Annotated in this window: 13 protein-coding genes; 9 read left to right on the forward strand and 4 right to left on the reverse strand. The window is 66.8% G+C overall.

What is annotated here, in order from left to right; genetic code table 11:
• From MTR62_RS08685 to MTR62_RS08695, 3 genes are all read left to right on the forward strand, one after another.
• Positions 1-466: tetratricopeptide repeat protein (locus tag MTR62_RS08685; protein WP_244019100.1), on the forward strand; the 466-nt coding region annotated here is incomplete at its 5' end.
• Positions 447-1,493 carry a tRNA lysidine(34) synthetase TilS gene (tilS, locus tag MTR62_RS08690; protein ID WP_407672653.1) on the forward strand — a complete coding sequence of 349 codons (1,047 nt, stop codon included), beginning with the start codon at positions 447-449 and terminating at the stop codon, positions 1,491-1,493. The genes MTR62_RS08685 and tilS, both read left to right, overlap by 20 nt.
• Before the next feature lie 140 nt (positions 1,494-1,633).
• A complete protein-coding gene (locus MTR62_RS08695) occupies positions 1,634-2,599 on the forward strand; it encodes a hypothetical protein (RefSeq protein WP_244019107.1) in 966 nt (321 codons plus the stop codon).
• Between the two features lie 26 nt (positions 2,600-2,625).
• On the opposite strand, the gene MTR62_RS08700 is transcribed toward MTR62_RS08695, so the two are convergent.
• Together MTR62_RS08700 and MTR62_RS08705 are read right to left on the reverse strand one after the other, a co-directional pair.
• The gene (locus MTR62_RS08700) at positions 2,626-3,303 is read right to left on the reverse strand and encodes a L,D-transpeptidase family protein (RefSeq protein WP_244019118.1); all 678 of its coding nucleotides are present in this window, start codon (positions 3,301-3,303) and stop codon (positions 2,626-2,628) included.
• Between the two features lie 167 nt (positions 3,304-3,470).
• Positions 3,471-4,121, reverse strand: a complete 651-nt coding sequence (locus tag MTR62_RS08705; RefSeq protein ID WP_244019214.1) for a TetR/AcrR family transcriptional regulator — start codon at positions 4,119-4,121, stop codon at positions 3,471-3,473.
• Between the two features lie 165 nt (positions 4,122-4,286).
• On the opposite strand from MTR62_RS08705, the gene MTR62_RS08710 reads away from it, so the two are divergent.
• The 3 genes from MTR62_RS08710 to MTR62_RS08720 all read left to right on the forward strand — a co-directional run bounded on the left by MTR62_RS08710 (position 4,287) and on the right by MTR62_RS08720 (position 8,985).
• Positions 4,287-6,638: a TonB-dependent receptor gene (locus MTR62_RS08710; RefSeq protein ID WP_244019120.1), complete on the forward strand. Its 2,352-nt coding sequence runs from the start codon at positions 4,287-4,289 to the stop codon at positions 6,636-6,638.
• Between the two features lie 155 nt (positions 6,639-6,793).
• Complete coding sequence (locus MTR62_RS08715; RefSeq protein ID WP_244019122.1) at positions 6,794-7,663, forward strand: alpha/beta fold hydrolase; 870 nt, start codon at positions 6,794-6,796, stop codon at positions 7,661-7,663.
• Between the two features lie 104 nt (positions 7,664-7,767).
• The gene (locus MTR62_RS08720) at positions 7,768-8,985 is read left to right on the forward strand and encodes a spinster family MFS transporter (protein WP_244019216.1); all 1,218 of its coding nucleotides are present in this window, start codon (positions 7,768-7,770) and stop codon (positions 8,983-8,985) included.
• Positions 8,986-9,262: 277 nt separating this feature from the next.
• On the opposite strand, the gene MTR62_RS08725 is transcribed toward MTR62_RS08720, so the two are convergent.
• A complete protein-coding gene (locus MTR62_RS08725) occupies positions 9,263-9,724 on the reverse strand; it encodes an Lrp/AsnC family transcriptional regulator (protein ID WP_244019124.1) in 462 nt (153 codons plus the stop codon).
• 126 nt (positions 9,725-9,850) lie between these two features.
• Between MTR62_RS08725 and MTR62_RS08730 the strand changes: the two genes are divergently transcribed.
• Positions 9,851-10,894: a Leu/Phe/Val dehydrogenase gene (locus MTR62_RS08730; protein WP_244019126.1), complete on the forward strand. Its 1,044-nt coding sequence runs from the start codon at positions 9,851-9,853 to the stop codon at positions 10,892-10,894.
• A gap of 67 nt (positions 10,895-10,961) precedes the next feature.
• Here MTR62_RS08730 and MTR62_RS08735 read toward each other — a convergent pair whose 3' ends face one another.
• Entirely contained in the window at positions 10,962-12,770 is a 1,809-nt protein-coding gene (locus MTR62_RS08735; RefSeq protein ID WP_244019136.1) for a sensor domain-containing diguanylate cyclase, read from the reverse strand.
• 287 nt (positions 12,771-13,057) lie between these two features.
• Between MTR62_RS08735 and MTR62_RS08740 the strand changes: the two genes are divergently transcribed.
• Positions 13,058-14,092: a patatin-like phospholipase family protein gene (locus MTR62_RS08740; RefSeq protein ID WP_244019138.1), complete on the forward strand. Its 1,035-nt coding sequence runs from the start codon at positions 13,058-13,060 to the stop codon at positions 14,090-14,092.
• An 82-nt stretch (positions 14,093-14,174) separates the two neighbouring features.
• Positions 14,175-14,489, forward strand: coding sequence for a hypothetical protein (locus MTR62_RS08745; RefSeq protein WP_244019141.1), 315 nt, complete (start codon positions 14,175-14,177; stop codon positions 14,487-14,489).
• The last annotated feature ends 117 nt before the right edge of the window (positions 14,490-14,606 follow it).

Genomic DNA, 14,606 nt, shown 5'->3' on the forward strand with positions numbered 1-14,606 from the left:
CGCGACCAGCGCGCCCGCCCCGGCGTCGAGCGAACGCGTCGCGGGGGTGGCCGCGATCGTCAAGCCGCAGACCAGCGATCCGGCTGACGACGAGTACAGCTACGGCTTCCGCCTGTGGGATGCCGGCTACTTCCCCGAGGCGCGCCAGCAGCTCAAGACCTTCCTCGAGAAGTACCCGAACCACAAGATGGCCTCGTTCGCGCGCAACCTGCTTGGCCGCGCCTGGCTTGACGATGGCAATCCGGGCGAGGCGGCCAAGTGGTTCCTGCAGAACTACCAGGCTGACAAGCAGGGCGCCCGCGCCCCCGACAGCCTGCTCTATCTCGCGGTGTCGATGAAGAAGATGAAGGACACCAAGCGCGCCTGCATCGCGCTGGCCGAATTCAGCCAGACGTACGCCGCCGAAGCGGCCGGGCGTCTGGGCACGCTCTATGCCTCCACGCGCAATGGGCTCACCTGCAACTGACCCGCAAGGCCCGCTGGCCGGGCTCGATCCGCAGCGCGTAGAGCGGCTTCACGCCGATCTCGCCGCGCTGTGGGACTGGGCCATCGCCGAGCCCGGTGCGCGGCTGGGGATCGCGGTGTCGGGCGGGCCGGACAGTCTGGCGCTGTTGCTGCTCGCCGCAGCCGCCTTGCCCGGACGGATCGAGGCCGCCACGGTCGATCATGGCCTGCGCCCGGAAAGCGCGCGCGAGGCGGCCGATGTCGCCGCGCTCTGCGCGCGGATCGGCGTGCCCCACGCGGTGCTCGCGGTGGCGGTTCCTGAAGGCAATGTCCAGGCGATGGCGCGTCAGGCGCGTTATGCGGCGCTGGCGGGCTGGGTGGAGGCGCGCGATCTGGCCGCGCTGGCTTCGGCGCATCATGCCGACGATCAGGCCGAAACCCTGCTCATGCGGCTCAACCGGGCGAGCGGGGTGGCCGGGCTGGCCGGTGCGCGCGCGCTGGGGCGCGTGCCCGAAACCTCGATTCCCTTGCTGCGCCCGCTGCTCGGCTGGCGCCGCGCGGAGCTGGCGCAGGTGGTCGAGGAGGCCGGAGTGGTCGCAGCGCAGGACCCTTCGAACCGCGACGATCACTACGACCGGGTGCGGCTGCGCAAGGCGCTCGCCGGGGCCGACTGGCTCGACGTTCCGGCAATTGCCCAGAGCGCGGCGAACCTGGCTGACGCTGACGCGGCACTGGACTGGATGGCCGACCTCGAATGGCGCTCGTGCATCAAGAAGGAGCCGATGGGGCTGCGCTATCGCCCGCAGGCGCCGCGCGCGGTGGCGCTGCGCGTGGTGGCACGGCTCGTTGCCGAACTGGACGGGCAGGAGGCGCGCGGCAGCGCCATCGCGCGCCTGTTCGAAACGCTCTGCGCAGGGCGTCCGGCCTCGATCGGCAATCTGGTGGTGCGCCCCAACGCGGGCGGCTGGAGCTTTGCCAGGGCCCCGCGCCGCGCCGTGAAGGCGCCCGCAGCCCGGCGTGGCTTGGATACGCCTTCGGGCGAGGATTGAACCCAGGGGGTTGGCCCAAGGCCCGAGCCCAAAGGTTGAGCCCGGATCTTTTTCCTCTAACCTGATCGCATTGCGGGCAGCGGGAGCGCGTGCGTGTGAGACAGGGGCGTTTCGGGACCATGCGGCGCAGGGCATGGCGGATGAGGCTGGTCTTCGCGGGCCTGAGCGCTGCGGGCCTGCTCGCTGCGGCGGGCGGTGCGGCCGGCGCCGAGGCGCCAGAGACTCATGACGGGGGGGCTGAAGATGGCCGCCGTTCGGCCTGCCACCTGCCCGAAGGCTGGGAGGCGCTCGCCGCGCGTCGGCCCGATTTCGTGGTTCTGGGTGAACTGCACGGCACGGCTCAGGCGCCTGCATTCCTCGAAAATACGGCCTGTGCGCTGGCCGCGCAGGGCAAGCGGGTGCTTGTCGCGATCGAGATGGACGCCGCGCTCGATGCCCGGTTGCAGGCGGCCTGGGCGCTCGACCAGAGCGGCTTCGTGGCGGCGCTGGGTGGGCCGGACTGGAAGGGCACGGGCAAGGGTGTCATCAGCCAGGCGGTGCTTGGCGGGCTGATCCGTCTTCATGCGCAGGAAAGCGCAGGAGCCGCTATTCGCGTCGTCGCGTTCAACGGCGTCAAGGACGCCGCGCAGGGCGCAAGCCTTGGCGAGAGCACGCCCGAAGCCACGCATGAGGCGGCGCAGGCCCGCAACATTGCCGAGGCCGCGCGTGGGGGCCATTATGACCTGACGCTGGTGCTGGTCGGCAATGTGCACGCTTCACGGCAGCCCATCGTCCGGCCGGGCATCGCTTACAAGCCGATGGTGATGCATCTGGTAAACAGCGGATCGGTGATCGCGCTCGACATGCGCTACGCCTCGGGTTCGGCCTGGTTCTGCCAGCTCAAAGCGGGCGTGGCGTTGCTTCCGGGCGTGCCGATCCCGACGGAGCAGGTCGAGTGCGGCGATCATGACTGCGCTGGAAACGCCGGCGAAGAAGCGGGCGCAGGAGAAGGGCCGCCAGCCATCTCGCTCGAACCGGTCTCAGGCGCGCGCTCTGGCTACGCTTACGACGGTACGTACTGGGCCGGGGCGATCCGGGGTTCGCCACCAGCCTTCGCGCCGATGTAGGGCACCGTTCGCGCAGGGACCGGGTCTCAGCGGCCCTCGAGATCGTCGCCCAGGCCCACGCGCTTGCCGCGCGTGACATAGACCCTGTCGCCCAGTTTCGTGACCGCGAAGAGTTTGGCGGCAAAGGGCACCGGCATTCCCACGCAGCCGTGGCTGGCATAGCCTTTCTGGACATGGTCCGAGCCGTGCAGGGTGATGCCGTCGTTGGTCAGGCGCTGCATGTAGGGCATGGGGGCGCCGGTGTAGATGTTGGAGACGTGGTCCTTGTCCTTCTGGGTGATGGGGAACACGCCGAGCGGCGTGGGCTTGTCCTGCGTGCCCAGCAGCACCGCGCTCGCGCCGATTTCGTACCCGTCACGAAACACCGATAGCACGCGCGCCTCGAGGTCGACGGTGATGACGATTGGGCCTTGCGGGGCGCCGCTCTCGTCCCAGTGCCATTCGCCGTATTTGATCGCCCCCTTGATCGGCAGGATCCGCTTGATCACGAAAGGCCCCGCATCGGCCGGAACCATGGATGCGGGGGAGGGCGCAGGTTTGGGCGCGGCGCTGGCGGCATGGTCGAGCCGGGCTTGGGCTCCCGCGGCATCGACCCGTGCCAGCGAGGCGGCGCGTTCGCCGCGCGGGGCGGCGGCAAGCACGATCGCGACGCCGATCAGCGCCAGCGCGACGAGGCCCGAAAGCAGGAAAAGGCGAGAACTCACGAGTGTCCGGTCTGGTTGGCAGCGCGCCGTAACGGCCCCGGCGCCGGGGGCATCACAGCGCACGATGGCAAAGATCGCGGCGTAACGCCAGAGCTTGCCATCTTACTGTCCCATCACGGGATTCGTGCGCACCCGGTGGTTAACGCCGCGCGCGCCGGGGGCGGTTGTCAGGGTCTGGGGAGGAGGCCTCCACGCAGGATCGAATTGGCGATTTCGGCGACTTCGGCGGGGTCGCGTTCCTGCGACCAGACCGCGTAGCGCAGGCCCAGGAACACGTTCATGCCCATGATCGCCCAGGCGTGCGCTTCCTCGATGTCGGCGCGCACCTCGCCCTTGCGGGCGCCTTCGCCGAGCCGTTCGAAGATGCGCTGCGCGGTCGATTCGTAGTGCGTGCGAAAGGTTGCCGGATCGACGAATTCGCACTCGTCGATGATGCGGTAGATTTCCTTGTGGGTGCCCGCGAAGTTGAGAAAGTTGGTCAGCGCGACGCGTTCGGCTTCGAGCGCTTCGAGGTCCGAGCGGCGCGATTCGCGCGCGGCTTCGCGCACCCGTGAGCTGAGGTGGTCGACCAGCGCGCGGTAGATCTCGTCCTTGGAATCGAAATAGGTGTAGAAACTGCCCAGAGCCGTGCCCGCGCGCTGGGTGATGCTGGTGATCGAGGCTTCGTGAAAGCCGCGCTCGCCGAATTCGCTGGCCGCCGCGTCGAGCAGTTTCTGGCGCGTCTTGCGCCCGCGTTCGGTGCGCGGCGCCTTATCGGATATCTTGTCGGAGGTCACAGCCACGGGATCGGCGGCCGGATCGGCGCTGGCCGGCGCCATCGCAGGGACGCCGGGGGAGGGGGGCTCGTCAAACGGCGGGGTGTCTGTGCTCACCGGGCAACAGCTACCGCGTCGCGTGGCGCTTGGCAAATCTTCGTTGTTGAAACTCGGTTCAACTATCAATATGCAGAGGGCAACAAAAAGACGTTCATGGGAGTGAATGCAATGAGCAAGGCGCGTTTCCGTCGCTTCGAATCGAGTGGTCTGGCCCTCATGGCCGGGCTTGGCTGCCTTACGTTCTCGGCCCCTGCCTTCGCGCAGGAAGAGGACGACCCCGCTGCAAAAGAGGCCACCGGCGGCGAGATCATCGTCACCGCCCGCCGCCGTGAGGAACGGCTGGTCGACGTACCCATCGCGGTGTCGAGCTTTTCGGGCGAGGAACTTGCCAAGTCGGGCGCGCTCGACGTCACCGAAATCGCGCAGGCCGCCCCCAACGTCACACTGGAACCTTCGCGCGGGACCAATTCGACGCTTTCGGCCTTCATCCGCGGCATTGGCCAGCAGGATCCGGTCTCGGGCTTCGAGCAGGGCGTGGGCATCTATCTCGACGATGTCTATCTCAACCGCCCGCAGGCCGCCGTGCTCGACATCTACGATGTTCAGCGCATCGAGGTCCTGCGCGGCCCGCAGGGCACGCTCTACGGGCGCAACACGATTGGTGGCGCGGTCAAGTACGTAACCAAGAACCTGCCGCTCGAACCTTCGTTCAAGATGCGCGGTTCGCTCGGCAGCTACAAGCAGGCGGACCTTGTAGTCACCGCCTCGACCCCGCTCACCGACCTCATTCGCGTGGGCGGGTCAGTTGCCCGGCTGTCGCGCGGCGGCTTTGGCAAGAACCTGACGACGGGCGAGGAAAACTACAACAAGGATATCTGGGCGGGCCGGGCGAGCCTGGAACTGGGCGGCTATGGCGAGCCGGTGCTGATCAAGATCTCGGGCGATTACACCAAGGACAATTCGAACGCGCGCGGCGGCCACCGTCTGGTGACCAGCTTCGCGACCGACACCCCGGTGCTCAAGAACGTCTACAACACGCAAGGCGGGCTCACCGATCCCAAGCAGTACGTCGAGGCCTATGGCTTTGCGATCAACGCCAGCGCGGACCTGTCGGACAGTTTCACGGTCAAGTCGATCAGCGCCTGGCGCAAGGATTCGAGCGCCTCGCCGATCGATTTCGACGCGCTGCCCGCGGTCGATCTGGACGTTCCGGCCTATTACAAGAACGAACAGCTCAGCCAGGAATTCCAGCTGCAGTACGACAACGGCGGCGCGCTCCAGGCGCTGGTCGGCTTCTATTACCTGACCGCGAGCGCGGACACCCAGTTCGACGTGCGCATCTTCAACGTCTACGCCGGGCTCACCGCGTTCACCGAGGCCGACGTCGATACCGACACCTGGGCGATGTTCGGCGATTTCACGCTGGCCCTGACCGACCGGCTCAGCCTTTCGGCGGGGGGGCGCTATACCTGGGACAAGCGCAGCGCCTCGATCCTGCGCCAGAACTACCTCGGCGGCGGTTCGCCGGTGTTTGGCGGGGCGGGCATCGCCTACGGTTCGCCCAGCACCGACTTCACCGGTTCTGCGGTGTTCAAGAAGTTCACCCCGCGCGTCTCGCTGTCGTTCAAGCCGACGCCCGATCACAACATCTACGGCGGCTTCAGCCAGGGCTTCAAGGGCGGCGGGTTCGACCCGCGCGGCGTGGGCGTCAACGCGCCGACGAGCAACGCGAGCGGCGTGCCGAGCGACGCCGAAGTGGCCGATTACCTCAGCTTCAAGCCTGAAAGCGTGAACAGCTACGAGATCGGCTACAAGGGCAACCTGATGCACGGCGATCTCTACGTCGCGCTGGCCGCTTTCCACATGGACTATACCGACGTTCAGATTCCCGGCTCGGCGGGCTGCACCGTGGGCGGACTGCCGACCTTCTGCGGCATCATCACCAACGCGGGCAAGGCCAAGATCGACGGTGTCGAACTGGAAACCAACGCGACGCTCGCGCGCGATGTGGCGGGGGCCGGCGATCGCATTACCTTCGCCGGATCGCTCGGCTGGATCAACGCGCGCTACACCGAATACATCGCCAACATCGCCAGCGTGCCGACCGACGTGTCGAAGTACCGCAAGATCCAGAACACGCCCGAATGGACCGGCAGCGGTACGCTGGGCTACGATACGCCGATGGGGCCGGGTGAGCTGTCGCTCAGCGGTACGGTCTCGTTCAAGAGCAAGACCTACCAGTTCGAAGTGCCCAACCCCTATCTCGATCAGGGCGCCTATGCGCTGCTGGACGCGAATATCGTCTACACCGCGCCCGGCGGGCGCTGGAGCGTGGGGCTGCACGGCAAGAACCTGACGAACAAGCGCTACAAGACCTCGGGCTACACCTTCATGGCGACCGATGCGCTGACCGGGACACTGGTCGAGCCACTGACCTCGACGCTGGGCACCGAAGGCACGCTGACCGCGTTCTACGGCAACCCGCGCCAGGTTTTCGTGACCGCCTCGCTCGCGTTCTGATCGCTCGCCCCCTCGCGCCGGCGCGGAACGCGGCGCGAGGGGGCGGCGTTGGGGCGGGGCGAAGGCGGCCCTGGCCGGTCCGGCCTGGCGGGGACGATCCGGGTCGGGCCGGCCATTGGGTTGCCGGGAAAACATGCAAGAAGGAAACGATCCCGATGAACTACGCGCTCCACCGTTATCGCAGCGCCTGCGGGCGGCTGGATCTGGTCGCGCGCGACTATCCGGCCACGCGCACGGGCGCGCCGGTGCTGTTGCTGATGCACGGGCTGACGCGCAACAGCGCTGATTTCGAGCCGCTCGTCGCGCATCTGGCGGGTGACTATCGCCTCATCGTCCCCGACCAGCGCGGGCGCGGCCTTTCGCAGTGGGACGATGACCCGGCGCAGTACCGCCCCGAAGTCTATTGCGCCGACATGTTCGCGCTGCTCGACGGGCTCGGCATCGCGTCGTGCGCGGTGGTCGGAACCTCGATGGGCGGGCTCATGGCGCTGGTCATGCAGGCGATGCGGCCGGGCTTTGCCTCGGCCATGGTGTTCAACGACATCGGCCCGGTGCTCGAAGCGGAAGGGCTGGCGCGCATCCAGGGCTATGTCGGGCCCGGCACCGCAATGACTGGCTGGACCGAGGCGGCGGCGCGTTGCCGGGCGATCAACGCGGCGGCCTTTCCCGATTTCGGCGCGGCGCAATGGATGGCCTTCGCGCGGCGCACCTGCACGCAGAACAGCGATGGAAGCGTTTCCTTCGCTTACGACCCGGCCATCGCGCAAGGCGTCGCGGGGGAGGAGCCCAGCGTCGTGCCGTCCGACCTGTGGCCCTTGTGGGATGCGCTCGATGCGCTGCCGGTACTGGTCGTGCGCGGTGCGCTGTCGGACCTGCTGGGGCGCGCGACGCTCGCGCAGATGGCGCAGCGCCATTCGGGGCCCTATAGCGCGGTGGAGATCGCGCGCGTCGGTCACGCTCCGATCCTGGACGAACCGGCGGCGCTGACCGCCATCCTGGCCTTTCTGAAGGAGCATCTGGGCTGACCATGGCCACTTCGTCCGAACCCGCAGCCCCGGCTCCCGCCTCCGCCTCCGCTCATGCCACGCGCAAGGCTGCTTCGGGCGTCTCGCCCAATCGGGTGCTGGCGATGCTGTTGCTGGTCTACATCTTCAACTTCGTCGACCGGCAGATTCTCTCGATCCTAGCCGCTCCGATCCAGGCCGAACTGGGCTTGTCGGACGCGCAGATGGGGCTTCTTGGCGGGACCTCGTTCGCGATCCTCTATTCGGTGCTGGGCGTGCCGCTGGCTTCGCTGGCGGACCGCACCAGCCGTTCCTGGGTGATTACCGGTTCGCTGGTGTGCTGGAGCGCGTTCACCGCCGCCTGTGGCCTGGCGAGCGGGTTCTGGCATATCTTCCTTGCTCGTCTGGGCGTGGGCGTGGGCGAGGCGGGCGGCGTGGCGCCGTCCTATGCGGTGATCGGCGATCATTTCCCCAGCCACCGGCGGGCTTTTGCGCTTTCGATCTATTCGCTGGGCATCCCGATCGGATCGGCGACCGGCGTGCTTGCGGGGGCCTGGGTGGCGGCGCGGGTGGACTGGCGCGCGGCGTTCCTCGTGGTGGGGCTGTGCGGGGTGCTGATCGCGCCGCTGTTCAAGCTCGTGGTGCGCGACCGGCCGCGCGCGCCGACGATCGGCGCCGGGGACGAACGGGCCAGGCTCTCCACCGTCGCGCGCCTGCTTGCGCGCAAGAAGGCGTTCTGGTTCTTCAGCTTCGGCGCGGCGTCGAGTTCGATGCTGGGCTATGGCCTGGCGTTCTGGATGCCCAGTCTGCTCCAGCGCAGCTTCGGGCTCGATCTGGAACAGACCTCGTGGTTCTTCGGCGCGGTGCTGCTGATCGGCGGGACCGCGGGGGTGCTGCTTGGCGGCGCGCTGGCCGACCGGCTAGGGGGCGCGGACCGCGCGTTCTACGGCTGGGTTCCGGCCTGCGCCTACGTCGTCGCCGTGCCGCTGTTCGCGGGCGGCATCTGGACTTCCCACGTGATGATCGCCTTTGCGCTGTTCCTCGTGCCCCAGGCCCTGGCCTATGTCTGGCTCGGCCCGGTGACATCGGCGATCCAGCATCTGGTCGAGCCGCCCGCGCGGGCGACCGCCTCAGCGCTGTTCCTGCTGATCAACAACCTCATCGGGCTGGGCGGGGGCATCTACGCGCTGGGCGCGCTGTCGAGCGCGCTGACCCCGCTCTACGGGCATGAGGCGCTGCGCATGTCGATGCTTTTCGCGCTCGTCCTCTATCTGGTCGCTGCGGTGCTGATGGGAATTGCGGGGCCGCATCTGCGCCGCGAATGGGTTGCCGAAGCGGCCTGAAGGGGCTCGCGGCTCTCCCCATCGCCATGCTAGTGGTTCGATTCTGACATTTGATACCCTATCGGATAGGGCGCGCTGAAATGTCAGAATCTCTTCGAACCACTAGCATTCATTTGATTCTATTGGATTTTACGATTTTTGCCATTTGCAGGCCCATCNGAAATGTCAGAATCTCTTCGAACCACTAGCATTCATTTGATTCTATTGGATTTTACGATTTTTGCCATTTGCAGGCCCATCCCAGCCGTCAGGGGATGCAAATGGCAAAATCAATCCACTAGATCGGCAGTTCGGTCGTCGCCTTGATCTGTGAAAGCGCGACGATTGAATTGACTTCCTGCACGCCGGGCAGCTGCGACAGCTTGCCGAAGAAGAACCGCTCGTAGGCCATGATGTCCTCGGCGACGACGCGGATCATGAAATCGATCGCGCCCATCATCACGTAACAGTCGAGCACCTCGGGAAAGTCGCGGATCTTGGCGGCGAATTCGTCGAGGTTGGCGCGGCCGTGGGCGTTGAGCTTGACCTGCACGAAGACGTGCGCGTTGAGCCCGACTTTTTCGCGATCGACCAACGCGACCCGGCGCTGGATGATGCCCTCGCGCTCCATCCGGTCGATCCGCCGCCAGCAGGGCGAGGAGGATAGCCCGACCTTTTCGGCGATCTGCGCGGTGGTCTGGCTCGCGTCGCGCTGGAGTTCGCGGAGGATTTTTCGCTCGTATGCGTCAAGCTCGGTCATATTGACCACAATAGGGCGATATAAAGGTCAATGCATCCAAAAATCGGGGCAAAGGGGCCAGAATGCGAAAAGATTTTCCACGGCGAAAGGTGCATTAGAGGGCCTCTGAACTGAAGGAGTGAAGTCATGGTCGCAGCGACAACCCGCTCGGTACCCGAAGAGTGCATCCGTCTTGAGGACAAGGAAGCCGGGCTCGACGGGTTCATTGTCATTCACTCCACCGCGCGCGGCCCGGCGGCGGGCGGTTGCCGTTTCTGGAGCTACGACACGCCCGAAGCCGCGATGGTCGACGCGATGCGTCTGGCCGAGGGGATGAGCTACAAGAACGCCTCGGCCGAACTGCCGCTGGGTGGTGGCAAGGCCGTGCTGCGCCGCCCGGCCGGGGAGTTCGACCGCCGCCGCCTGTTCGAAGCGTTCGGCCGCGCCGTGGCCCGGCTCGATGGGCGCTACGTCACCGCCGAGGACGTGGGCACCGGGCTCGAGGACATGGAGAACATCGCCCACGCCACGCGGCACGTCGCCGGGCGCACCGCGCGGCCGGGCTTTGCGGGCGGTGATCCCTCGCCCTGGACGGCGCTGGGCGTGTTCGAGGCGATGAAGGCTGCCGCCGCGATCCGGTTCGGCGGCTCGCTCGCCGGGGCGCGGGTGGCGGTCCAGGGCGTGGGCAATGTTGGCGGGCGCCTGGCGCGTCTGCTTGCCGACGAAGGCGCGCGGCTGGTGCTCGCCGATATCGATACGCAGCGCGCGCAGGCGCTGGCGAGCGAGCTCGGGGCCGAGGTCGCCTCGATCGCGGACATCGCGGGCGTGACGGCGGACGTGTTCGCACCCTGCGCCCTTGGCGGCGCGCTCGATGAGGCGGTGCTGGGTGTGCTCAAGGCCGCTCTGGTGTGCGGCGCGGCCAACAACCAGCTCGCCACGCCCGAGATCGCCGAAGTGCTGCGCGCGCGCGATATCCTCTACGCGCCCGATTACGTGGTCAACGCGGGCGGGATCATCAACGTTGCGGCCGAATACCTGGGCGAAAGCGAAGCCGACGTGCGCGGCCGGGTCGTCGCGATCGGTCCGCGTACTGCGGGCATCCTCGAAATGGCGCGCGCCGAAGGGCTGACCAGTGCCTTCGTCGCCGACCGCGAGGCCGAAGCGAAGATGCGTCCGCTCTGCGTGGCGTGAACCCCGGTTAGGCTAAAGGCGGGTTTGCAAAGGTCCCTGTTGGTCTCCTGTGCGCCGTGGCCTGGTTTCAGGCTGCGACGCGCAGGAGATTGCGTCCTTCGCGTTTGGCGCGGTAGAGCGCCTTGTCGGCCTCGCTGAGGAAGTCCTGTGCGTTCGTCGCCCCGGCAAGCGTGGCGACGCCGATGCTCGCGGTGACCTGTTCGGGGCCGGGCGCGGGCCAGAGCGCGCTTTCGATCGCCTGGCGCACGCGTTCGCCCACGATCCGGGCCGCTTCGGCATCCGAGCCGGGCAGGACAAGCACGAATTCCTCGCCGCCGATCCGTCCGGCAAGGTCCGAATTGCGGATCATCCGCGTGCACAGTTCGGCAACCTTGCGGATCACCGTGTCGCCGATGGCGTGGCCGAACTGGTCGTTGATGGTCTTGAAGTGGTCGATGTCGAGGATCGCGACGCTGAGCGGGGTCTGGTTCTCGCGCGCCTTCTTAAGCTCCATTTCGAGCGTTCCCAGCGCGTTGCGCCGGTTGGCGATACCGGTCAGGGGATCGGTCTGGGCCAGCACCATCGCGAAGTCGGCCTGTTCTTCGGCCAGTTGGCGCGCCTCGGCCAGCCGCAGCGTGGCGAGCGCGCGCTCGGTCACGTCCTGGAAGATGCCGAAGATGGCGATCGGCTTGCCCTTGGCGTCGAATTCGAGCTCGCCCTGGCTGCGCACGTAGCGTTTCTCGCCCCGCGCGGTGATCAGGCGGGCTTCGAAATCGAACGGGCGGGTCGATTCGATCAGCGCCTCGAGCTGGCGCTGGACCAGCGCGCGGTCGTCGGGGTGGTAGAAGTCAAGCGCCCCCTCGAGCGGAGGCGATTGGCTGGAATCCAGTTCGTGGATGCGAAAAACTTCGTCGGACCAGAACAGATCGTTGTTCACAAGGTCGAGCCGCCAGTGGCCGACATGGGCGAATTGCTCGGACATCTCCAGCCAGCGCTTGGCGCGCGTGACCTGCATCAGGATGCGTTCGCGCGCGCCCAGCAGCGCGGCCAGCGGCAGCGCGGAAAGCAGCAGGGTGAACAGGTAGAACTGCAGGAACAGCGTGGCGAGCGCGGGATCGGAGTGGCGCATCAGCAGGATCGGCCCGCTTTCCGCGCCCAGCGTCTTGCTCGAGCCGATCACCGCGATGAGCAGGATGCTGACCATCGCGCCGTTCGGACCAAGCAGGTAGGTTGCCACGATCACGCACATCAGCGGCAGGAACAGCAGCGGGTAGGTCGTCTGGTTGAAGACCACCAGGCTGATCAGCGCAACCGCGAGCAAGACCAGTCCCGAAAGCAGCCACTGTTTGCGAGGAATGGTCGACAGGCCCTTGAATTCGGTAAAGATATTGAGGGTGAGAGGGACCACTATCATGATCCCGAGCGTCACCGTCGTGGCCCAGGAGACAAACATCAGGCCCAGCCCGGCGCCGGTCAGCAGCGCGGCGGTGGCCGCGCTCAGCACCCCGGTCAGCATGGCCGCCACCGCGAATTCGAGCACCGCGAGCGGGTTGTAGATCGATTGGCCATGCCGGTTGATGTGCCGGATGCACAGGAACCCGATCACCGCTTCGGCAACGTTGGCGATGGTGTAGAACAGTGAGTCGAGCGCGGGCATCCCGCTCAGCCAGTTGCCGCCCAGGCTGGCTAGCGCGATGGCGCCGACGAGCAGGGGGCGCTGCGCCTTGCGCGCCAGCAGCAGTCCGGCGATCGAGACCCCGCTTGCCGGCCAGACCGTGGCCAGTCCGTCGCTGCCGTCGGTCAGGTGAAGCGCGGCAACCGCGCACAGGAAATACGTCGACGCCACGAGAATCGGCCACAAGGCCTTGTGGTTGAAAAGTGGCGTGTCGCTCCGCATCGCAGATGTTTGGGTCATTGACGGTTAAATTCACCTAAATGCAGCGGAGCCACTACGGGATAATCCTACTGATGCGCGCCTTTTGCAAGGGCGTCGGGGTGCCTTTACGTTGTCTGATTTGCCTGTCTATCACATTGAAGGACCGATGTGTTTTCAAGGATACACAAAGCTATCCGAGAAGAGCGCACGATTGTCGGCGGGCACCGCGCGCGTTACTCTTCGTTTCGCCTCGTGCAACAGGCAACCCACTCGTCGGGGCCCGGCGCGCGTAGGCAGGAGGTGCATGGATGACGGTATCGCGTGAAGTCGGGCTCGACCTCGCCTTGCAGGGCGGTGGTGCGCATGGGGCCTTTACCTGGGGTGTGCTCGACCGTCTGCTCGAGGAGGAGCGGATCTGGATTTCGGCGTTGAGCGGGGCGAGCGCGGGGGCGATTAACGCGGCGGTCTTCGCCAGCGGGCTCGTGACGGGTGGGCGCGAAGGCGCCGGGCGCGCGCTTGAGGCGTTCTGGAAGGCGATCCACCGTTCGGGGCGCGAGGCCGGCCCGCTGCTGCCGATGATGGAAGCCTTTCCGATGGCCTTCGAGGCGATTTCGGCGATGTGGTCGAACATGTTCGGCAACGTCGCGATGCCCAGCTCGCCCGAAATGGGTGCGCGCGCGCAGGACCTGCTGCGCGAGGTGCTCGAGGCGCACGTCGATTTCGCCGCGCTGCGCTCGGACGCGGCGCCGCGCCTGTTCCTTTCCGCGACCGATGTGCGCACCGGCAGCGCGCGCATCTTCGAGAACCGCGAGATGGCGCCCGAGGTCCTGCTCGCCTCGGCCTGTCTGCCGCTGCTGTTCCCGCCGGTGACGATCGACGGGGTGGATTACTGGGATGGCGGCTACAGCGCCAATCCGCCGATCTTCCCGCTGGTCCAGAACAGTCCGAACGATGACCTGATGCTGGTCACGATCAACCCCATGTCGCGCGAGGAGACCCCGCGCGTCGCCGCCGACATCTCCAACCGGCTGACCGAGCTGTCGTTCAACCAGACGCTTATCAAGGACATGCGCGGGCTGGTGATGATCCAGAACGAGGTCGGCTTGCTGACCTTCGGCAAGGGCTTGCTGGCGCGGCTGCGCAAGCTGCGCGTCCACGAGATCCACGACGAGGCGACGCTCGCCGCGATGCCCGCGGGATCGAAGATGACCCCGTTGTGGGAGCTTTTGCAGCAGCTCCACAAGGCGGGATACGAGGCGGCGGACGGCTGGGTAGGGCGCCACGGCGAGGATCTGGGCCGCCATACCACAGCCTATCTGGCCGAGCGTTACGGCCCGCACTAGCGGCGCGTGCACGGTTCGGTTTTGCCACGGCGCGCAGCTGGGTTATGCAGTTGTCCCTATCGCAATCGAATGAGGAAAAGGCATGGAAGATCCCTCCGGGGCGAAAACGGCAGCGGCAGGCAGTGCGGTGCGTGACGGCGGAGAAGACGCTGGCGTGAGCCTGCGCCTTGCCGGGATTCGCGATACGCTGAAGGGGACCTTCCCCGATGCGCGGCACATCACGCTCGACTTCGATGGCACCTTGCGGGCACACATCGACATTCGCGAGGGCGAACGCGTTCCTGCGGTCGAGGCGCAACTGGCCCACCTGGAGAATGGCATGTTTCGCCACATCGAGCACGGCGCCTCGCCGCACCACCCGTTCTTTCACCGCATCAGCGCGGTGATCGACGCCTGAACCGTTTGGGGTGGTGCTTGCGACTTTCGGAGGCGAAATGACCAAAAAAAGGGCGGCCCCAGAGCCGCCCTTTTTCGTTCCCGACCTGTCCCGGCAGCGGCGATGCCGCCGCCGGGC

The organism is Novosphingobium organovorum (assembly GCF_022832435.1).
GTDB lineage: Bacteria > Pseudomonadota > Alphaproteobacteria > Sphingomonadales > Sphingomonadaceae > Novosphingobium > Novosphingobium organovorum.